The sequence below is a fragment of the Synechococcus sp. CB0205 genome, assembly GCF_000179255.1.
GTDB lineage: Bacteria > Cyanobacteriota > Cyanobacteriia > PCC-6307 > Cyanobiaceae > Vulcanococcus.
Genome location: NZ_ADXM01000022.1, coordinates 28,771 through 48,906 on the forward strand (window position 1 = coordinate 28,771; position 20,136 = coordinate 48,906).

Below are 20,136 nucleotides of genomic sequence, written 5' to 3' on the forward strand. Positions count from 1 at the left end.
GGAGCCATAGTTTGAGGCTATGCGCAGCCGAACCCTCGATCAGCTACGCCACCTGCTGAATCACCTGCCGCGGCGGCGGCGGTCGGCGTTGTGGATGTTGGTGCCGCTGTCGGTGGTGCCGGGCGTGATCGATCTGGCATCGGTGGCGGTCATCGCTCGCCTGACAGGCTCCTTGGTGGATTCCGATCTGGAGGATCGGCTTCCAGGCATCCATGTCTTTGGTGGGGACAGTGTCAACCAGAGCGTCTGGATGATCCTGGTCTTCATCCTGCTGGCCTGGGCTGCTTCTCTCTCAAAGATTTCACTTAAGTTCTTTCAGCAGAGGCTTTCTGCAGGGGTTTGGCGAGATATCTCCGACGAAATTCATGCACGGCTTCTTCAGCAGCCCTATGAATATCACCTGGGGAAAAGTACGGCCGATCTGAGTTCTCAGCTGCTCAATAATCTCAATCGAGTTGCCATGAATGTGGTCACTCCAATTCTTCAGATCTTGAGTGCGTCGGTCTCCATTGTTTTGCTGTCCATCGGGATCTTGTTTGTTGGGCGTTGGCTTGCCGTGGTGTTGGTGGTCAGTCTTGTTTTGGCCTACAGCGTGATTTCTGGGGTTGTGACTCCAAGATTAAGGCATGGATTTCGTCAGAAGTTGAGGCAGGAGGCTGAATCAGCCAGCATTTTATTTGAATCATTGGGGTCGATTCGTGATATCCAGTTAAGCGGTTCTGAGCCCTACTTTGAACGGCAGTTCAGGGTCTCTGGTGAGCGAGCTCGCCGTTATGCCTGGTTGACCGAGTGGTTGCCTGATTTGCCACGCGGCCTGATTGAGCCCTTTGGCATCACGATGATTTTTGCCGTAGGGGCCATGCCTGCTCTCATGAGTGGCAATCCCAACGAAGTTCGCTCGATTCTTCCCTTCCTTGCCACCATCGCTGTTGCAGCTCTGCGCCTCACGCCGCCCCTGCAGGATGCATTTCGATCGCTGACCCAATTGCGGGGTGGATTGCCACTGCTAGATGGGGCTTTGGCATTGCTTGATTTGCCGGCGGACAGACCAACCCAGCGCACTCCAGGAGTTCCCTCGGCGGCAGGGGTCTTCCCGCGCAACACGATTCGCCTTGACGATGTCTGGTACCGCTACCCCCACTCCGACGACTGGGTGCTGAAGGGGGTCAATCTCTCCATCCCAGTGGGCTCAAGGATTGCCCTGGTCGGTAGTACCGGAAGTGGCAAAACCACAACGGCCAATATCCTTCTGGGTTTGCTCCATCCCAGTCGCGGTGCCTTGGACCTTGATGGAATTCCTGTAGAAGGGCTCGATATTCCTGCGTGGCAGGCCAACTGTGCGCAAGTGCCCCAGTCCATCAATCTTCTGAATGGCAGCGTCCTGGAGAACGTCGCCTTTGGTGAGGCGGTCGAGCAGGTGAAATCCGACCGCGTCTGGGAAGCCCTGGAAGCGGCGCAGCTTGAGGAGTTTGTGGCCGAGTTGCCCTATGGCTTGCATACCCAGATCGGTGAGAACGGATTGCGTCTTTCTGGCGGCCAACGACAACGCCTCGCTTTGGCGCGTGCCTTCTACCGCCAGGCCAGTTTCTTGGTGCTTGATGAGGCGACGAGCGCCCTGGACAACCGCACGGAGTCCGAGGTGATCGAAGCCCTGGAGGTCATCGGCCGCCGCTGCACCACGGTTGTGATTGCCCACAGACTCAGCACGGTCCAGCGTTGTGATCGGATTTACGAGTTCCAGAACGGCAGCATCAAGGCCTACGGGAGTTATGCCGAACTGAAGGAACGCTCAGACAGCTTCCGTGAATTGGCGATGCTGGAACAGCAGCAAGCGGCGTCATGAGCTTTCTGTCCGGTCTCAATGACGCCCAGCGCAAGGCAGTGGATCACCATGAAGGTCCATTGCTGGTGGTAGCTGGCGCAGGCAGCGGCAAGACCCGTGCCTTGACCCACCGCATTGCCCACATGATTGGGCAGCACGGTGTTGATCCGGCTGAGCTGCTGGCGGTCACCTTCACCAATAAGGCCGCGCGCGAGATGAAGGAGCGGCTCGAGCTGCTTCTCGCCCAGAAGCTGGCCCAGAGCCAATTTGGGCAGCCCTGGAGCACCTTGGCGGCTGTCGATCAGCGGCAGTTGCGATCGCGGATCTATCGCGAGGTGATTAAGGACCTCTGGATCGGTACGTTCCACGCTCTTTTTGCTCGCTTGCTGCGCTTTGACATCGACAAGTTCCGCGATCCAGAGGGGCTTACTTGGACTCGCCAGTTCTCGATCTACGACGAAGGGGATACCCAGAGCCTGGTCAAAGAGATCGTCACCCAGGAGCTGGGGCTCGACCCCAAACGCTTTGAGCCCAAGAAGGTTCGCTGGGCCATCAGCAACGCCAAGAACCAAGGCTGGATGCCTGAGCAGCTCGAAGCAGATGCTGGCGGTCAGCGGGGCAAGTTGATGGCTGAAACCTATCGGCGCTATCGCCGTGCCTTGGCTGCGAACAACGCCCTGGATTTCGACGACCTGCTGTTGCTGCCCGTGCAATTGCTGCGTCAGAACGACCAAGTCCGCAATTATTGGCATCGCCGCTTTCGGCACGTACTGGTTGATGAATATCAGGACACCAACCGCACCCAGTACGACCTGATCAAGCTTCTGGTCACGGATGGACGCGATCCGGAATCCTTTGACGACTGGGCCGGTCGCTCGGTGTTCGTCGTCGGCGATGCCGACCAGAGCATCTACAGCTTCCGCGCTGCGGACTTCACCATCCTGATGGGTTTTCAGGATGACTTTGGCGATGGTGCCCCGGACGAGGCCACACAGACCATGGTCAAGTTGGAGGAGAACTATCGCTCCACAGCCACCATTCTCGAAGCGGCCAATGTCCTGATTGCGAACAACAGCGAGCGGATCGACAAGGTCTTAAGGCCGACGCGTGGTCAAGGTGAACTGCTGACGTTGACCCGTTGTGATGACGAGATTGCTGAAGCCGAAGCGGTGGTTCACCGCATGCGAATGATGGATGCGGCCCATCCCGACTTGAGCTGGGGAGATATGGCTGTGCTGTATCGAACCAATGCTCAATCCCGTGCCATGGAGGAATCACTGGTGCGCTGGGGTATTCCCTATGTGGTTGTCGGCGGCTTGCGTTTCTATGACCGGCGCGAGATCAAAGACATGCTCGCGTATCTCAAATTGTTGGTGAATCCTGCCGACACAGTGAGTTTGTTGCGGGTCCTCAATACACCGAAGCGCGGTATCGGTAAGACCACGATTGAACGGCTGACGGATGCGGCCAATCAACTGGGCATTCCGCTTTGGGATGTCGTCAGCGATCCGGAGGCCGTGCGCTCCCTCGGCGGTCGTTCGGCGAAGGGATTGCTTCAATTCTGTGAGTTGATCAACAACCTGAAAGATCGATCTCAAGAGGCGGCTCCTTCTGAATTGGTTCAGCTGGCAATGGAGAAAAGCGGTTATGTCGCTGAGCTGATCGCTGCGGGGACTGATGAGGCGGAGGACCGGCGCCGCAACCTCAACGAACTGGTCAATGCCGCACTCCAGTACCAAGAGGAAAACGAAGAGGGTTCCCTCGAGGATTTCCTGGCTTCGGCCGCTTTGGCGAGCGATGCCGACAGCAAGGACACCGACCAGGATCGGGTCACTTTGATGACCCTGCACGCCAGCAAGGGTCTGGAATTCCCGGTGGTCTTTTTGGTGGGAATGGAGCAGGGGCTCTTCCCCAGCTATCGATCTCTGGAAGATCCAGCCGCCATGGAGGAAGAGAGGCGCCTCTGCTACGTGGGGATCACGCGGGCAAAAGAGCGCCTCTTCCTATCCCATGCCAGCGAGCGACGTCTCTGGGGCGGCATGCGCGAGCCGGCTGTCCCGTCGGTCTTCCTCTCGGAACTACCGGAGGCCTTGGTTCAAGGTGACATCCCCCGAAGCGGTGGTGCTGCCATCCGCCGCGAACAGCGACTCGATCGGCTCACCCGCGTCGACCGGCCAGATGCAGCAGCTTCCTCGTCACAGCCCGCCAACGCCGTTCGCCGGCGAGCGCCCGCGCGGACGTGGTCCGTGGGCGATCGTGTGCGACACAGCTCTTTCGGAGATGGCCAGGTCACCCATCTCTTCGGCAGCGGTGAAAAGATCTCCCTGGCGGTGAAGTTTGAGGGCATGGGGCCCAAAATCCTCGATCCCCGCCTCGCTCCAATCGAGCCCCTCTGAGGTCGCCGGGCGATGGAGATCCCTGACGTCCCCAAGCCGCTTCTGGAGGCATTGACTGCCGCTGCCGCTGGTCAGCGCTGCGCCCTGGTGGGGGGCGTTGTTCGGGATTTGCTGCTGCATCGCCACCACGAAGATCCCTGGCGCGGACTCCCCGATCTTGATCTGGTGGTGGAGGGCCGTGCTGCCGACTTGGTGGAGCGTTTCCCTGAAGCGTTGCGGATGGTGTTCGCTCAACCGATCCCCCTGCAGATTCAGGAGCACGGTTCCTTTGGCACCCTTGAGCTGGAGCTGGATCTTCCCGAAGGTCAGGGGGGGACTTGGTTGCTGGATATCGCCTCAGCGCGGAGTGAGCGATACCCCCAGCCTGGAGAAAACCCTCTCGTGAGCCCTGGTCTGCTTGATGAGGATTTGGCTCGCCGTGATTTCACGGTGAATTCCATGGCCCTGACGCTAGAGCGTGGGCAGTTGCTGGATCCCCACCGTGGCCAGCAGGACCTGAGTGCCCGTCAGCTGCGTTTCCTGCACCCCAACAGCGTTAGCGATGACCCAACCCGCCTGGTGCGGGCTGCTCGTTATGCCGCTCGCTTGGGTTTTGATTTGGCCCCCGATGCCTTCGATCAGGTCCGCACCACCTTGGCTTCCTGGCCTTGGCGATGGCGTGTTGGGGACGATCCGGGTCAGGCCCCACCGGCTTTGGGTACGCGTCTGCGGATGGAGCTAGAGCTGTTGCTGAGCCGTGAGCCCTGGCCGATGGCTTTGGCAGCGTTGCAACGCTGGGGTGCCCTGGCCGTGCTGGATTCACAGTTGCAGGCTGACCGCCATCTGCAGCGCCGGTTGCACTGGGCTCAGCGCCTGCAGGTTCCGTTGTTGCCGGCTCTGTTGGCGGGTGCGAGCGATCCCTTGGCTCTGGCTGAGCGGCTGCAACTGCCTCATCGCCAGCACAAGCTGATCGCTCAAATGCTCGACCTCGATCAGCGCCTGCAAAGCCAGCCTGCAGTGCAGGCTCCCTCCGCGTGGTGTGAGTGTCTTGAGGCACCAGGAGTGAGCCCAGAATCGGTGGCCTTGGCCTTGGCCGCTGGTATTGGGCAACGCCGGCCATTGATTCGATGGTTATTCCGTTGGAGACATGTGCGATCGCCAGTGAGTGCACAGAGCTTGATGTTGTCTGAACAGCTGAGTCCTGGACCAAAACTTGGCGACCGCATCAAGTTTTTCAGATTTTCATATCTGGATGAATTCGAGTAGTCACTACGAGCACTCGACCTCAAAAGGACCGCGAAGACCAGCCTTTACTCTGTTGGAAATCCTTTGACGTCCAACTTCACCATAGATCCAAAGTTCGACATTTAGATTCTTGTCAAAAACCTTTTTCTCTGGAACTCCATACCATGTTTCTGCTGTCTTCTGATCCTGAGGTCGGATGAGCAGGGAGTTATAATTTCTGAGCTCTTTTGTAGCTTGGTTCATGTAAAACTCGGATTTTCCTTGGTCCCAGGGATTTGCGTCGCCGTTGGCAATTTGTGACGCATGTCTTCTCCAGTTTGATCCTGCGTTAAGGCTTCTTGCCGATAGTTCTTGGTCGTCTCCAGACTCATAGTTTGTTAGTACAGCGTCACCTTCGGATAGGTTCTTCTCGATGAACTTGCTGTATGGATTTTCCCAATCAAGGATTGACCGTGCGAATCGACTTGTAGAAGCAAAGACCTCCGTCTGGCTGATCATGTTGATAGCCAGTAGTGTGGCACATGCCCACAATGCAATGGTGTAAAAAGCAGAAGATTTCTTCAGGGATCGAACCCCAAGGATTCCTATGGTAATTGGTGCTGTAAAGATTATCCCGAATAGATACCGTAGTACGCTATCGCCAAGTCCTTGATTGGAAAAGATAAGCGGATAGACCAAGATAACTAGGGCTGCCCCTGTTGCCGCTAGGAAACCATACGATTGAACTGCCTGATCCCTAGATTGCCAGCACCAATAAGTACATATTGCAATGTTAAATAGAATTGGGAAGCCAATACCAACCTGATTTGATTGGAGTGCAAAAAGGCTTGCGAGATGTATTGCTAAATCTGGCTGCTGCCATGTCATTGGCGGAGTGCATCCTGTTTTGATTGCAATCTTTGACAGTGCCAAGCCGGCAAACGTAGAGATTGCCACATTGAGCGCAATGTTTGTGTATAGCGTACGGTCTCTTCCTCTCTTGAAAGCAAAAAGTAAAAAGGCTGGAATGGCAACCTGGAGGATCAATATTCTGTTGCTAAGTGTTGCCAAAAAGAATGTGATTCCAAGAAGCGAGGCGTAAGGCTGGGCTTTTGGTGACCTTCCTAGTTGTAGGCAGAAACCTGTCAAAGTCAGGACCATGACTAGATTTCCGCCGTGATTAAGAGGAAGTGCGGCTAAGGAGTGATTGGCTGCCCATGCTGGACTCGCGAGCCCCATCAAATAGCTCAGGCCTCCAACGACTGCTAGGCACTGAAGCCAGCTTGCCTGGGTGATGATTCGTAGTATCCAGGAGCTAAGGCTGAGCTGTAGACATGTCTGTACAACTATATAGAACAAGTATTGGGTTCTAATGTCGCTTCCTGCAATTTGACTTAGCCATGCAGTGTGTAATCAGGAAATATGCTGGGAATTCTTGCTAGATTGATGTTTGTAATTCCGGCACCTTGTTCGATGAGTCGCACATGGTCGAAGGCCAGTAATTTTTCATTGTCCCAAATGCCGCTCCAGAAATTGGGAGTTTGGCCAAGGAGAGCTAAGCTTGTTAAAATTAGAAGACCGCCAAGCAGAATGCTTCTGCCTAGGCTCCTGTATTGAATCTTGCCCTGTATCAGCATCGGATTGGCTTTTGAGCAAGCTCGGCGTCAAGTTCTTCATTTGTGTCATAGCTTCTGAAATAATTCATATCTCTTGCGTGTGCATAGTCTGAACTATTGACATCGCCGCGAGTCATTTTCACGCGAGTAAATACGTCCAGAGATTGGATGGCGTAGTGGTTAAGGTGTAGCGGATGGGAGGCCAGGGCAGCCTCGCTGATGCTCTGAAAGCTGCCGTGCTCAGCGGGTTCGCCATTGGGCAGGATGCGCCGGCCCCAGCTCAGGTTGCAGGTGTGAACATCCAGGCTGCGGATGCGCGAGGCGCGGGCAATGGTTTTGCCAGGAATGCTTCCTTCGGCAGTTTTGCAGGGATGGGGTGCGTCGGCGTTGGCCCTGGAGATAAATCCGGAGCGAATACTCTTGGGTTGGCTCTGGAGGCCCGATGAGCCAAACATCTTCCAGGGCAGGTGGATGCAGCTCACGTCCATGGGTTGGGCCCTGAGCAGATCGCTCATGCGCAGTCCTGAGCGTCGCGCGTAAATGAATTCATCCAGATCGCAGACCAGCAGCCAGCGGCACTGGCTACGCAGGTGCTGCAGATGCTCGTTGTAGATCTGCCGCTGGCAGTGTTGGCGGTTGTCGTGGTGGAGGATCACCACGCCAGAGGCGATGAAGTCCTGGAGCGGGCTCAAGAAGTCATCAGTGCTGTTGTTGTTGATCAGGTGGATCGCAGTGGCCCCTTCAGCGAGATAGTGCTCCACCCACTCAGCGAGGACGTGGCTCTCGTTTTTGAACATGGCCAGCACCAGAAGTTGGTGCGGCTTTCTCAGCCGGGTGGAGCTCAGGCAGCTGCTGTATTCCCGCAGTAGCCGTAGTGCCTGGATCACGAGGCGTAGCCTTGGGGGTTGGCGCTTTGCCAGGCCCAGCCATCGCGGCACATCTCGCTGAGGCCCCTTTGGGTGCGCCAGCGCAGCCGCTGCGCCGCCAGCGAGGGGTCGGCCACGCTGGATGCTGCATCTCCGGGCCTACGGGCCACGACCTCGTAGGGCACCGCCTGACCTGATGCTGCTTCAAAGGCGGCCACCACTTCCAGCACGGAGTGGCCTTGGCCACTGCCCAAATTCAAGGTGAGCAGCTGCGGATCTTCCGCCAGTAAGACATCCACCGCTGCTCGGTGCCCTTCGGCGAGATCCATGACGTGGATGTAATCCCGAACGCCGCTGCCATCGGGGGTCGGCCAGTCGCCGCCGAAGACCGACAGCCGGCTTCTGCGGCCCACCGCTACCTGACTCACAAAGGGGAAGAGATTGTTGGGGATGCCATTGGGGTCTTCTCCAAGACGTCCGCTGGGATGGGCTCCGACGGGGTTGAAATAGCGCAGACAAGCGATTCGCCAGCCAGCCTCACTGGTGGCGATGTCTGCCAGCATCTGCTCCACGGCGGCCTTGGTCTGCCCATAGGGATTGATCGGTTTTATGGGAGCGGTCTCGCAGATCGGAACCACCTCTGGAAGTCCATAGAGGGTGGCGCTGCTGCTGAAGACGATCGTGCGGCAGCCGCAGGCTCGCATTGCAGCAAGTAATTCCCGCGAACCACTCACATTCACATCCCAGTACAGAAGAGGCTTGGCCACCGATTCGCCCACGGCTTTGAGGCCAGCGAAATGCACGACGGCATCACACCCACCCGCTAAAGCCCTCTCCAGATCACTGCTGGAGCGCACATCGCCCTTGATCACCTTTAAGGCGTCGGCAGCAGCGGGACCGGCCAACTCCTGGACCCGCCTGAGACTTTCTGGCGAGCTGTTGTCGAAGTTGTCGAGCACCACTAGGGAGTGCCCTGCTTCCAGCAACACCAGGCAGGTGTGGCTGCCGATGAAGCCTGCACCGCCTGTGATTAGAAGCTTGGCCAACGCGCAACCAGAGGTTGGGGTCAACTGAGGTTAAGGGTGCCACTGCAGACTGGCCTCAGTGTTGGGCCTTCCGTGGAGAAGCTGCAAAGCCTGCGGGGCATGGTGGATTTGCTGCCTGCCCAGACCGCGCTGTGGCAGCGGGTGGAGAACGAGGCCCGCGAGCAGTTCCGCAGGGCCTGTGTGCAGGAGATCCGCACCCCTGTGCTCGAGGTCACCGAGCTCTTTGCCAGGGGGATCGGTGAGGCCACCGATGTGGTGGGAAAGGAGATGTACACCTTCCTCGATCGGGGCGACCGCAGTTGCACTTTGAGACCGGAGGGCACGGCCTCTGTGGTGCGCGCTGCCATTCAGCACGGTTTGTTGAGCCAGGGTCCTCAACGGCTTTGGTATGCCGGCCCGATGTTCCGCTATGAGCGACCCCAGGCCGGCCGGCAGCGGCAGTTTCATCAGATCGGCCTGGAGTGTCTGGGTTTTGCGGATGCGCGCTCCGATGTGGAAGCGATTGCAGTGGCCTGGGATCTACTGACTTCCCTGGGCATTCAAGGCTTGGCTCTGGAGCTCAACACCCTCGGCAGCAGTGAGGATCGTGTGCGCTATCGCGAGCAGCTGGTGGCATACCTGCAGCAGCACCGTGATCACCTTGATCCCGATTCGCAGGATCGGTTGGAGCGCAATCCGCTTCGCATCCTCGACTCGAAAAATACGGATACCCAGGCGGTGCTGGTGAACGCGCCAACCCTGGCGGATGCTCTGGCAGAGGAGAGCCGTGACCGCTTTGAGCAGGTGAGGGCCGGGCTTGATGCACTGGCGATTCCTTACACGTTGAATCCTCGGCTCGTGCGGGGGCTGGACTACTACAGCCACACCGCCTTTGAGATCACCTCCACCCAACTCGGCGCTCAGGCCACGGTTTGTGGTGGTGGCCGTTACGACGGCTTGGTGGAGCAACTGGGTGGGCCTGTGACCCCAGCGATCGGCTGGGCCTTGGGGATGGAACGGCTTGTGATGCTGCTAGGTCAGCAGGACGCATCAACGCCGCCCGATCTGTATGTGGTCAGCCGCGGTCAGTCCGCCGAGTCCGCAGCCCTGCTTCTGACGAGGTCCCTGCGGCTCGCGGGCATGCGGGTTGAGCGGGATCCCAGCGGAGCCGCCTTCGCAAAGCAATTCAAGCGTGCTGATCGAAGTGGCTCCCGCTGGGCTGCCGTCCTTGGCGATGGCGAACTGGAGCGAGGCGTGGTGCGTCTGAAGCCCCTGCGGGAGGTGGCGGAAGAGCTGGAGCTGCCGCTGAAGGATCTCGGTGCGATTCAGCAGGTCCTTCGGACCCGATAGGACATGAACAGCTCGCCCCGCATATCGATTCTTGTTGCCACCTGGAACTGCGCGGCCCAGCTTGATCAGTTTTTGACCAGCTTGTTGTCTCAGAGCTGGACCGATTGGGAGTGCGTGCTGCTCGACAACGCCTCAACGGATGGAACGGCGGAGTTGGTGGCGGCTTTTCAGCGGAGCCTCGCAGATGGACCCCAGCGTCTGCTCTGGAGCAGTCAGCCTGATCAGGGAATTTATGACGCCTGGAATCGAGGAGTGCAGCTCTCCAGTGGCCGCTATTTGAGCTTTATTGGCGCCGATGATGTGTTTCTTGACCCCACACGCTTGGAGCGGATTGCGGCATTGACCGTGATGGAGGCGGATTTAATTACCGCCCGCAACGCTTACCACGCTCCTGACGGACGTTTGCTTCGCCATTGGGGTTTTGGCTGGCAGTGGAAGCGTATGCGCCAGTCCATGAACATTGCCCACCCCGGCATGCTCGTACGCCGCGAGTTGTTTGAGGTGGCGGGTGCTTTTGACCCCAGCTTTCGAATCTGTGGTGACTACGAGTGGTTTCTGCGGCTGCCCGCGGATCTGCGCACGGTCCACAGCAGTGATTCAATCCTTAAGGTGGTTCAGGCGGGTGTGAGTCATACCCGCATTGCCCAGGTGTACCTGGAAACCTTCCGAGCCCAGCGTCGTTATCTCAGTCCTGTGGTGAGCGCAGCTTGTTGGGCCCTCAATTGGCTCAAATTTGCGCGCCGTCGTTTGATCGGCTTGGCCTGATGACTCTGCTGCTCAATTACCGGCCGGTGTTGCGGCAGCCCACAGGAATTGGCGTTTATGCCAATGCAGTGCTTCCTGAACTCCAGAAATTGCCCCATGTACTGGTGCCGGGGGGGAACAGGGCAGCGCCCGTGAACGCTTGAAGCGTCTTGCTTGGAGTCAATTTCAGTTGCCGAGGCTTGCGCGGAAGACAGGAGCTCGTTTGATTTTCACGCCAGCTCCGGAGGGCTACCTCGGTCGTCAAGGCATTCCCCAGGTGGTGATGGTGCATGACTTGAGGACCATCAGTCACCCTGAGCGCTCCTTGCAAAGTGCTTATTTCAGATCCTGGGTTCCTCCTTTATTGCGTAGCAGTGTACGGATATTCACGAATTCGGTTTTTACCGCGCTTGAAATTGAACGCTGCACCGGTGTGCCGATGGACAAGATCCGCGTGATTCCTTTGGGCTATGACGACCAGCGCTTTCAGTTGGCTGAAGCCAGATTGCCTGGTGATCAACGCCCGTATCTTTTGTACATCGGTCAGGCCTACCCCCACAAAAATATTCGCCGCCTGATTGAAGCCTTTGCTGCGTTGGCGCCTCGGTATCCGGAGATCAAGCTTGTTCTGGCTGGTAAGCCTCACTCTAGTGAAACTCCAAAGTTGCAAGCTTTGGTGCATCAGCTTGGGCTCGATGCTCAGATTGAGTGGCGTCCCTATGTCGCACCGGAAGACTTGGCTGGCTTATATCAGGGAGCTCTAGCTTTTCTGTATCCCAGCTTGTGGGAGGGGTTTGGTTTGCCTGTTCTGGAAGCGATGGCTTGCGGCACTCCAGTGCTCACGAGCTACGGCTCGGGGACCCAGGAAGTAGCCGCTGATGCTGCTCTGCTTGTTGATCCTTTGAGTTCCCTGGCCATTCAAGATGGCCTCCTCCAGCTCCTGGAGCAACCCCAAGTCCGTTCGGAATTGCGTCTGCGGGGTTTGCAGCGGGCGCGTTCTTACTCTTGGGTGAAGACGGCGGTGGCCACGCGGACGGAGTTGGAAGCGTGCCTGAATCTGCTTTAGTTCGCTGTTTTGTTGGGCTGCGAACCTGCTCCGCGGCTGACCAATTGAATCGTCTTCAGGAGAATGAGGAAATCCAGTGGCAGGCTGAAGTTGCGTAAGTAATAGAGGTCGTAGCTGAGCTTGCTGCGGCTGTCGGCCACGCTGGCACCGTAGGGATGACAGACCTGGGCCCAACCGCTCAGGCCTGGTCTGATCCAGTGGCGAATGCGGTAGTGGGGAATTTGCGTTTCGAGATCCTGTTCAAATTCTGGACGTTCTGGCCTGGGTCCAATCAGGCTCATGTCGCCGTTGATCACATTGAGGAGTTGCGGTAATTCATCGATCCTTAGTTTTCGAAGCCAATGTCCGATTCGTGTGACTCGTGGATCGGAATGGCTCGCCCAACGGGCACCGTGTCGTTCGGCATCGGAGCGCATGCTGCGCAGCTTTCTGATCCGAAAGGGTTGGCCGTAGATCCCTGTTCGGACTTGGCTGAAGAGAATCGCTCCGCCATCTTCCAGCTTGATCAACACAGCTGCAATCGCGATCAGCGGGGCTGTGGTCAGCAACAGTGCCACAGCCACAACGAGGTCTCCCAGTCGCTTCAGTCGCCATCCGAGTCGCTCTGGTTGCAGTTCAAATCCTTCTGCTTGAGCGAGCCAGTAACTCGTGAACAGCTCAGGCGGGACGCGTTGGAGGAGCTGCTCAGACCAATTCACCAGGCTGATGACTTGGCGGCCTTGCCCTCGCAGGGCAAGGAGTTGCTCGAGAGCGCGTTCGCTGAGTTGGGCCCGCTCACCAATGGCTATCCCGGCGAGATCGGCCTGAGCTAAAGCCGGCAGGTGATCTTCTACCCCTGCACTGCCTAGCAAGGTGAGCTGCAGGGAGCTGCGACCTGCCTCCAGCTTGTGTTCGGCTTCAACCACCGCGAGTTCGGTGTCACTTCCAATGAGCACCCAATGTTCGGGGCGCTCCTGACGCTGGTGCACCCTGCTTTGGACCAAAGAGGAGGCTCCGGCTGCGATTAGGGCCGTGGGCAAGGCAAAGCGAGGCAGTGTTCGAGGGTCTTGAATTTCAGCGCCCCAGTTCAGGGCCGCAGCGGTGAGTGCCAGGAGCAAACAAACCACGGCAGTGCTGAGGGCGATCCGCCAGCGATTGTTGGGGCGATAGCGCTGGGAGTAGCGACCGAGGAGGTAGGAGCTGGCGATCCACAGGCAGGTCAGAGCCGCCACCGACCCGCTGATTCCGGGTAGAGACTGGAAGTGAAACCAGTAAACAAGGTTGTAGCTGCCGCAGACGGCCACAACATCGAAGGTCGCCAGACCCATCCATAAAATGCGTTGTCTCAGCCAAGGCGAGCGCCACCACATGGCTAGTTCCTCGGCGGATGCAACCTTCTGATTCTGCTCTGTTGGGCTGATGGGACAACGGACCCCCCTTTCAGCGCGAAGAGTTCTTCGCTTTGCCTTGGCGGAGGCGGTGCTGCTTGGCTTCAGCTGGACCGTTGTCTATTACTGGCGTTTTGGGTTGTGGCCGACCTTGAGTCGCGGTCCCGTCGCTCTGATCCTCGCCTGGTTGTTTGTTCAATACCTGCTGGGCACCTACACGGCACTGGCCAGGTACCAACTGGATGTGGGACGGCAGTTGCGGAACTGTGTGGTTGCAGCAGTCACGGTTTTTGCGCTGGCCGCGGTGCTGACCGGGCTGCGCGGTCAGCCCTGGTTGGACACGATGAGTCGCGGCTTTTTGATCCCGGTGTTGGGCTTGGGGTTTCTGACGACCCAGATCCTGCGCTTCAGCCAGGTCAATGCCCACCTCTGGCAGCCGCAGCAACAGTGGCTGATGTTGGTCTCGTCACGGGAGCGTGGTGAGTTGTCCAGGGCGATGGAGGCTGGTGGATGTGCCATCCCCTGCGGCCTGGAGTGGCGCGCTGTTCAAGGGATGCCGGCTTTGCCGCTGCCGTTGCCGGGTTTGCTGAACCTCGATGGCGTGGTGATAAGCGGGGATCACCATCTGTCCGATGAGGACCGCCGCACTCTGATTCTCTGGCAAGACCAGGGGGTGCGTTTGCTGTCTGTTCAGGGCTGGGCAGAGTTGTTTCTGCGGCGGTTACCTCCAGCTCTGGTCCCCCCCGTTTGGGCTGACCGGGTCGAGGCCTTCAGCCATGCCCGCACCGGGCCAAGTTCACGGCTCAAGCGGCTGGCAGATGTGTTTGTCAGTGGGGTTGTTTTAGCCGTACTGGTTCCATTCGGTTGGCTGTGGAAACCACGACTATTTAGTGATCTCTGCAGCGGGCGGGATGGCCATTCTTTTCAGAGACTGCGTTTTCAAGCCCCTGGTCGCTTCAGTGCCATTCCACAACTCATCAATGTCTGGCGGGGGGACATGAGTTTGGTGGGGCCCCGTCCCCTGACATTGGCAGCCATGCAACAACTCGAGGCGCGCTTCCCAGGGGCCGAATTACGCCAGTGGATGCGACCGGGGATGACGGGCTGGGGAAGAGTTGCGGGCCCTCCTCCTGAGGAACTGGATGCCGTCGCGTGGGAGTTGGGCCGAGATCTCTTTTATCTCCGTAACCATTCCCTGTTGTTGGATTTGCGCTTGCTGGCAACGTCGCTTCTGATCTTGCTTGTTCCTGCATCATGGCGGCGATGAAGCGTTGGATTGCCAATGTCGCGGCGTTGTCCGTTGGAGTCACTGCATCCCTGGTCTTTGTTGAGGTTGGGTTGCGTGTTGCGGGGCTGAATTATCCAGCCTTCTACACGGTGGATGCAGTGCGTGGTTTTGCCCTGCGGCCCGGGGCTCAGGGGGAGTGGACGCGAGAAGGTCGTGGTGAGGTGCGGATCAACCGTGCTGGTTTCCGGGGCCGTGATGTCGATCAATCTCCAGCACCCAGGGTGTTGCGCATTGCGGTCTTGGGGGACTCGTTTACGGAGGCCTTGCAAGTGGATGAGCAGCAGTCCTTTGTGCAGCAGCTTCAGGAACGACTGGCTTCAGCTGATCATTGCTCCCTGCGTCGGAAGGATTCAGCTGGGGTAGAGGTCTTGAATTTTGGGGTCGGTGCCTATGGCACGGGTCAACAGTTGCTGACCTGGAGGCACCTGGCTCGGCGCTACCGCCCTGATTGGGTCTTGCTGGTGGTCTACCCGGGCAACGACTTCACGGACAATGAGCCGATTTCTCGCTCTGATCGTCCGGTGTTTGTGCTCGATGCGCAAAACAACCTTGTAGTGGACCAGGGTTTTCGTCAGTCAGCGGCCTATCGCTGGAGGATGTCACTGCCTGGCCGCGCCCTCGACGGCTTGGTTAATCACAGTCGTCTGCTGCAGCTGCTCAATGAGGCGAAAAACCGTTGGGCCAGCCGTGTTCAGCCAGACCAGGAGCAGAGTCAGTCTGTGCGTCCTCAAGTGCCCCGGACCCCAGTGGCTTCCGATCAGGCTTGGCGCCTGACGGATCACTTGATCGCTGCCTTGGCATCAGAGGCACAGGCTGATCAGGCGCGATTTGCAGTGATCAGCACCTCTGCCCCTGAGCAGGTGTGGCCCATTGCGAGTGAGCGACCGTCCCAGCCTTTCGCTCAGGAACAGCGCCTGGGGTCCTTACTCGCCAAGCGTCAGATTCCTTATTTGCCTCTCGCACCCGATTTGCAACGCCAAGCGGATCAAGCCGGGCTGCTGTTGCATGGGTTCAAAGGCCAGTCCCCAGGGGAGGGACATTGGAACGCCAACGGACATCGGCTGGCTGCTGATCTGATTGCTCCCTGGTTGTGTCAGCTGTGAGTGCTTCCCAGCGACCCTGCCGTTTAGCGGTGTTGATTACCCATCCGATTCAGTATTTCCGTCCTGTTTTTGCTGAGCTGGCGGCGGATCCTGAGCTTGAGCTGCTGGTGCTCTTTGGCTGTGATCATGGCCAACGCCAAAGTATGGATCCTGATTTCAGGGTGGCCTTTGCCTGGGACAGCGATCTGACCGAGGGTTTCCCCCATTTGTTCATGAGCCAGCGGCCTTTGGCTGATCTGAGTCGGTGGTCTGTGGCATGGCCCTTGGCATGGGCGGCACGAGAGCGGTTGCGGACCTTCCGACCAGATCGGGTGTTGGTTTTTGCTTACACCCCGGCTTGGATTACAGCCGTCACGTTGCTGTTGAGGTTGTCAGGTCAGCGGCTGTTTCTAAGGGCGGATGGCACCGACCGGGCTTTCCAGCGCAGTCGCCTGAAAAGTCTGTTCAAAGATCTTCTGCTTCAGCGCTGGTATCGCCAGTTTGATCACATCTTCCCGATTGGCAGTGACTCTCTCGATCACTTCCGCAGGCTGGGGGTGAAGCCTCAGGCACTGACTTCTGTGCGTTACTCCGTGGATGTTGATTTTTTTGCGGATCAGGTTCGAACTTGGATGCCCCAGCGCCCGGCCTTGCGCCTTGAGCAGGGCTTCTCAGGGCAAGAGCTGGTGCTGCTCTGGAGCGCCAAGATGACGGCGGTCAAGCACCCTTCGCTGTTACTCGAGGCGTTGATGTTGCTGCCCGAGTCTCTTCGCTCACGCTTCTGCTTGCTTGCAGTCGGCGACGGACCGCTGCGGCAACGGTTTGAGGAGCAGGCAGGGGAAATTTTGCCGGGGCGATGTCGTTTTCTCGGCTTTCAAAATCAGGGCTCCCTGGGAGCTTTTTACGTCATGGCAGACGTGCTGGTGTTTCCTTCGCAGCAAGGGGAAACCTGGGGCTTAGTGGTCAACGAGGCCCTTCAATTTGGCTGTGCAGTGATCACCAGTGACCACGCCGGGAGTGCCAGGGATTTAGTGGCTGCTCCAGCCCCATCCCCCCCTGGTTCAGCAGTGTTTGCGTCGAAAGATGCTGCGGCGATGGCTGAGGCACTGTCGCGATTCGCAGCGCTGCATCCGCGTGGATTTACGCCGGAGCCGATCCGAGGGTTGCCCCATCCTCGCGATCTCGCTCAGGCCGTGAGTGCTGTGTTGAAGGCCAGCTGCAGAGCCTGATCAAAGCTGCTGGCACTGAACTCCAGAACGGCTCGCCGATGGGCGTTGGCCCCCATCCGACTGAGTTCTTCTGGATGCGTCATGCACCACTCCAGACGATCAGCGAGTGCGGTTGGACAAGGCTCGATCAACCAGCCGTTTGTCCCGTCTTCAATCAGGTCACTGTGTCCGCCGCGTTGACCGGCAATCGAGGCCCGTCCGGCTTGGGCTGCCTCTAAGTAGACAATTCCAAAGCCTTCGCCACAGGCTCGACCGTCAGTACGGACGGCATAGCTGCTGGGCATCACCAAGAGGCTGCAAGTGCGGAGTTCCTGTTCCAGCACGGGATCTGGCAGGTTGCCCAGGAAGTGAACCCACGGGGAGAGGCTCCAGTCATGGGCGATTGACTCCAGTCGCTGGCGGTCGTCTCCCGCTCCAACGACCCTCCATTGCAGCTTTGGGTTGAGGCAGCCGCGTTCCTTGAGCTGCCGCAAGGCCTCGAGGATTAAGTCATGCCCTTTGTACTGCTCACGCGAGTCCATGCGCGCCACGGTGAGCAACCTCAGCCCCTCGGGCAGGGCCTGAAGTGGTTGGAAGGGGGCGATGAGATCCGCCATCGGATGCACGACATGGATTGCTGGCCATGCTCCGGTCTGTTCTAAAACGCGGTCCCGTGTGAACCGGCTGCTGGCGATGAGTTGTTGACAGCGCAGTAGATCGCCTTTGACAGCTGTGAGCGCGCTCCCCCAGACCTCGATGCCATGGATCCAGCAATGCAGGCTTTGCTGCCTGCGTCTTAGGGATCTGAGCCAGCCAAGGGGGCGAAGCAGGAGGGCATGCATGCACAACACTTGGGAGGCTTGCGGTAGGTACCAGGCCAGAGCCAGGACGAAACGGAAGCGTCCGAGCAGGCGTCCAAGTTTTGGAACCGCAGTTAGCGGGCGTGGGGTCAGCAGGACGACCTGCTGTCCCTGCCGCTTCAAGCTTTGTTGGACCTGAAGACTCAAGCGCTCAATGCCGCCTCGGCGCTGTACGTCGAAGCTCAGAAGCAAAATCACGCCAACCTCTCCAGGATCGCGGCATAGCGATCGATCGATCGATCCACGCCAAATTGGCGTTCGTAGAGCGTCCGGCTGCGCTCTCCCATCGCGGCAACCTCTTGAGGTGCTTCGCTGAGAGCCCGAAGTCGCTCGGCCAATTCAGCGGCTTCTCCAGGTTCAACGACGATCCCGCATCCTTCGCGCAGCACCAGCTGTGCCAGATCGCAGCTGCGCCGCGCGATGAGTACAACCCCGCGACCGCTCGCCAAGATTCCGTAAAACTTGCTCGGAGCAACGGTGTCTTCCGCGCCTGGAATCAAGCCGATGGCGGAGAGGTCACAGGCGCTCAGGCTTTCGGGAAGACGCTGTCTGGGTTGATAGGGCAGCTGCAGGACGTTTTTGAGCCCAAATCCTTGCTGATAGGCCTCGATCTGTCCTCCCTTGGCCCCTCCGCCAATAAAGACAAACATCACCCTTGTGTCCTGCAGCAGCCGAGCAGCTTCGAGCAGGGTGAGGAGATCATGGAGGCGGCCGAAGTTCCCGGAGTACTGCAGGGTGAAGCGGTCTTCAAACCCTTGTTCTTTGGCAAAGGCGTTCTGCGCTCGCGGTCCGGATAGGCCACGCTCGACAGCCCAGTTGTGAATGACTTCTAGTGGCAGCTCGCGGCCAAGATCGCGTCGTAGCCGCTCTTCCATCGCTTGGCTGAGCACCACCGTCGTGGCGGAGTGTCTGCATACCTCCTGCATCAGGCTGCGCCAAACCAGGGCCACAGGGCCAGCCGCGGGAAGAACGCCGCTGAGAACGGCTGAGCGCGGAAAGAGATCCTGAAAAACGAAGACGTAGGGCAGTCGCCGGCTCAGTTGCAGTAGGGGTCCAAGAATTCCGATGAAAGGAGGGTTGGACACGATCAACACCCCATCCCCGCGGCGTCCATGCCAGAGGCACCAGAGCAGAGAGCCCAGGAGAAAGCGGGCACCGCGTAGGACCTTGGCGGTCACACCGATGGCTACACCACTCCGGCCACCGAGGCGTTGCACCGGAACGTTCAGAGCGCCTCCTGGTGTGGCGGTGAGAACCGTCACGCTCCAGCCACGACGATGGAGCCCCTCAGCAAGGTCGGTCATCAGCTGAGCGGTGGCCCCAGTGCTGGGCTCAAAGTGCTCGCTGATCAGTAGGAGCCGTTTTGGCTTGCGCAAAGCAGGCATCACAGCGGCAGGCCTCGTTGCTGTCGTCGCCGTTCAATCACCTTGATGACCGTGATCAGGTCGTATCCGGCCATCAGTAACGAGAACAAGAGCCCTTGCCACCCTTCCAGAAACCCACGCTGGAGCAGGTACTTCTGGCCAAAGCGAAGCAGGGGTCTGACAGGCCAAAGCAGGGCCGTGAACTGACGGAGCCTCAAGGCCCGCCTCGTGCCGAAGGCTTGTCGGTTGCCTGAGCTCAAGTAACTGCAGATCGTTTCGGCATCCCAGTCGGCATAGCGTCGATGCCGCTCTAACCAATCATCGATCCCCTTGCTGAAGGCGTAGTGCTCGTAGGGCTGGGCAATGCGGCCGACGGTAGACCCCGCGGGAAAGTTTTCCCAGACCCCTCCCTCGAAACGAAGATGGCCGCGGCGCACGAGCCGAGGATGCCAGTTGGGATAGTTCTGAGTTCGTTTTAACCACCGTCCCAAAAACCAGTAACGGGGGGTCAGTTCAAAGCCGTCGAGGTCTTTTGATTCATCCAAATTGGTTTGGATGGCTTCTCGGCAGTCAGGACCAATCTCTTCATCCGCGTCAAGGAACAGCACCCAAGGGCTGCTGAGTTCGGCATGCTCAAGGGCCCAGTTGCGTTGCTCGCTAATCAGGAAGCGCCCGGCTTGGCGATGCTCGAACACCTGTGCTCCAAGCTCGATGGCGATCTGCTGGCTGCCATCAGTGCTGCCGGAATCCACCACTACAAGCTCGTCGCACCAAGCCAGTGAGGCCAGACAGCGGGGCAGGTTATCGGCTTCGTTCAGGCACAGGACCACCGCGGCCAGGCCGGTCGGATCGGTTGGTTGGGGGATAGCGGACGAACGC

At 58.5% G+C, this 20,136-nt stretch carries 16 protein-coding genes; 9 read left to right on the forward strand and 7 right to left on the reverse strand.

Features of this window, described 5'->3' with window-relative positions; genetic code table 11:
• The first annotated feature begins 19 nt into the window (after positions 1-19).
• From CB0205_RS14195 to CB0205_RS0103310, 3 genes are read left to right on the forward strand one after another with little or no spacing between them, the layout of a single operon-like run.
• Positions 20-1,843: an ABC transporter ATP-binding protein gene (locus CB0205_RS14195; RefSeq protein WP_010314301.1), complete on the forward strand. Its 1,824-nt coding sequence runs from the start codon at positions 20-22 to the stop codon at positions 1,841-1,843.
• A complete protein-coding gene (locus CB0205_RS0103305; protein WP_010314303.1) occupies positions 1,840-4,218 on the forward strand; it encodes a UvrD-helicase domain-containing protein in 2,379 nt (792 codons plus the stop codon). The genes CB0205_RS14195 and CB0205_RS0103305 overlap by 4 nt, the downstream gene beginning before the upstream one ends.
• A gap of 12 nt (positions 4,219-4,230) precedes the next feature.
• Positions 4,231-5,463: a tRNA nucleotidyltransferase gene (locus CB0205_RS0103310; RefSeq protein ID WP_010314305.1), complete on the forward strand. Its 1,233-nt coding sequence runs from the start codon at positions 4,231-4,233 to the stop codon at positions 5,461-5,463.
• Positions 5,464-5,466: 3 nt separating this feature from the next.
• On the opposite strand, the gene CB0205_RS15830 is transcribed toward CB0205_RS0103310, so the two are convergent.
• From CB0205_RS15830 to galE, 3 genes are all read right to left on the reverse strand, one after another.
• A complete protein-coding gene (locus CB0205_RS15830; RefSeq protein WP_156797784.1) occupies positions 5,467-6,660 on the reverse strand; it encodes a hypothetical protein in 1,194 nt (397 codons plus the stop codon).
• Between the two features lie 391 nt (positions 6,661-7,051).
• Positions 7,052-7,834 carry a glycosyltransferase family 2 protein gene (locus CB0205_RS0103315; RefSeq protein WP_232197230.1) on the reverse strand — a complete coding sequence of 261 codons (783 nt, stop codon included), beginning with the start codon at positions 7,832-7,834 and terminating at the stop codon, positions 7,052-7,054.
• Between the two features lie 86 nt (positions 7,835-7,920).
• Positions 7,921-8,949 (reverse strand): UDP-glucose 4-epimerase GalE, encoded by a 1,029-nt coding sequence (gene galE / locus CB0205_RS0103320; protein WP_010314310.1) that lies wholly within the window; start codon positions 8,947-8,949, stop codon positions 7,921-7,923.
• Positions 8,950-9,021: 72 nt separating this feature from the next.
• Here galE and hisS point away from each other — a divergent pair, with 72 nt between their 5' ends.
• The 3 genes from hisS to CB0205_RS15235 all read left to right on the forward strand — a co-directional run bounded on the left by hisS (position 9,022) and on the right by CB0205_RS15235 (position 12,088).
• The gene (hisS, locus tag CB0205_RS0103325) at positions 9,022-10,278 is read left to right on the forward strand and encodes a histidine--tRNA ligase (protein ID WP_010314311.1); all 1,257 of its coding nucleotides are present in this window, start codon (positions 9,022-9,024) and stop codon (positions 10,276-10,278) included.
• 3 nt (positions 10,279-10,281) lie between these two features.
• Positions 10,282-11,043: a glycosyltransferase family 2 protein gene (locus CB0205_RS0103330; protein ID WP_010314314.1), complete on the forward strand. Its 762-nt coding sequence runs from the start codon at positions 10,282-10,284 to the stop codon at positions 11,041-11,043.
• 139 nt (positions 11,044-11,182) lie between these two features.
• Positions 11,183-12,088, forward strand: a complete 906-nt coding sequence (locus CB0205_RS15235; RefSeq protein ID WP_083797892.1) for a glycosyltransferase family 1 protein — start codon at positions 11,183-11,185, stop codon at positions 12,086-12,088.
• Here the strand turns inward: CB0205_RS15235 and CB0205_RS0103340 are convergent.
• Positions 12,085-13,395: an exopolysaccharide biosynthesis polyprenyl glycosylphosphotransferase gene (locus tag CB0205_RS0103340; RefSeq protein ID WP_010314317.1), complete on the reverse strand. Its 1,311-nt coding sequence runs from the start codon at positions 13,393-13,395 to the stop codon at positions 12,085-12,087. The genes CB0205_RS15235 and CB0205_RS0103340 overlap by 4 nt on opposite strands.
• Before the next feature lie 91 nt (positions 13,396-13,486).
• On the opposite strand from CB0205_RS0103340, the gene CB0205_RS0103345 reads away from it, so the two are divergent.
• From CB0205_RS0103345 to CB0205_RS0103355, 3 genes are read left to right on the forward strand one after another with little or no spacing between them, the layout of a single operon-like run.
• On the forward strand, positions 13,487-14,722 hold the full coding sequence (locus tag CB0205_RS0103345; protein WP_083797893.1) for a sugar transferase: 1,236 nt from the start codon (positions 13,487-13,489) through the stop codon (positions 14,720-14,722).
• A complete protein-coding gene (locus tag CB0205_RS0103350; protein ID WP_156797793.1) occupies positions 14,719-15,846 on the forward strand; it encodes an SGNH/GDSL hydrolase family protein in 1,128 nt (375 codons plus the stop codon). Before CB0205_RS0103345 ends, CB0205_RS0103350 begins: the two co-directional genes overlap by 4 nt.
• A complete protein-coding gene (locus tag CB0205_RS0103355; RefSeq protein WP_156797795.1) occupies positions 15,843-17,054 on the forward strand; it encodes a glycosyltransferase family 4 protein in 1,212 nt (403 codons plus the stop codon). The genes CB0205_RS0103350 and CB0205_RS0103355 overlap by 4 nt, the downstream gene beginning before the upstream one ends.
• On the opposite strand, the gene CB0205_RS0103360 is transcribed toward CB0205_RS0103355, so the two are convergent.
• From CB0205_RS0103360 to CB0205_RS0103370, 3 genes are read right to left on the reverse strand one after another with little or no spacing between them, the layout of a single operon-like run.
• Positions 17,012-18,091, reverse strand: a complete 1,080-nt coding sequence (locus tag CB0205_RS0103360) for a glycosyltransferase family 4 protein (protein WP_010314325.1) — start codon at positions 18,089-18,091, stop codon at positions 17,012-17,014. The genes CB0205_RS0103355 and CB0205_RS0103360 overlap by 43 nt on opposite strands.
• The gene (locus CB0205_RS0103365) at positions 18,088-19,278 is read right to left on the reverse strand and encodes a glycosyltransferase family 4 protein (protein WP_010314328.1); all 1,191 of its coding nucleotides are present in this window, start codon (positions 19,276-19,278) and stop codon (positions 18,088-18,090) included. Before CB0205_RS0103365 ends, CB0205_RS0103360 begins: the two co-directional genes overlap by 4 nt.
• Positions 19,278-20,087, reverse strand: a complete 810-nt coding sequence (locus tag CB0205_RS0103370) for a glycosyltransferase family 2 protein (protein WP_010314330.1) — start codon at positions 20,085-20,087, stop codon at positions 19,278-19,280. Before CB0205_RS0103370 ends, CB0205_RS0103365 begins: the two co-directional genes overlap by 1 nt.
• Between the last annotated feature and the right edge of the window lie 49 nt (positions 20,088-20,136).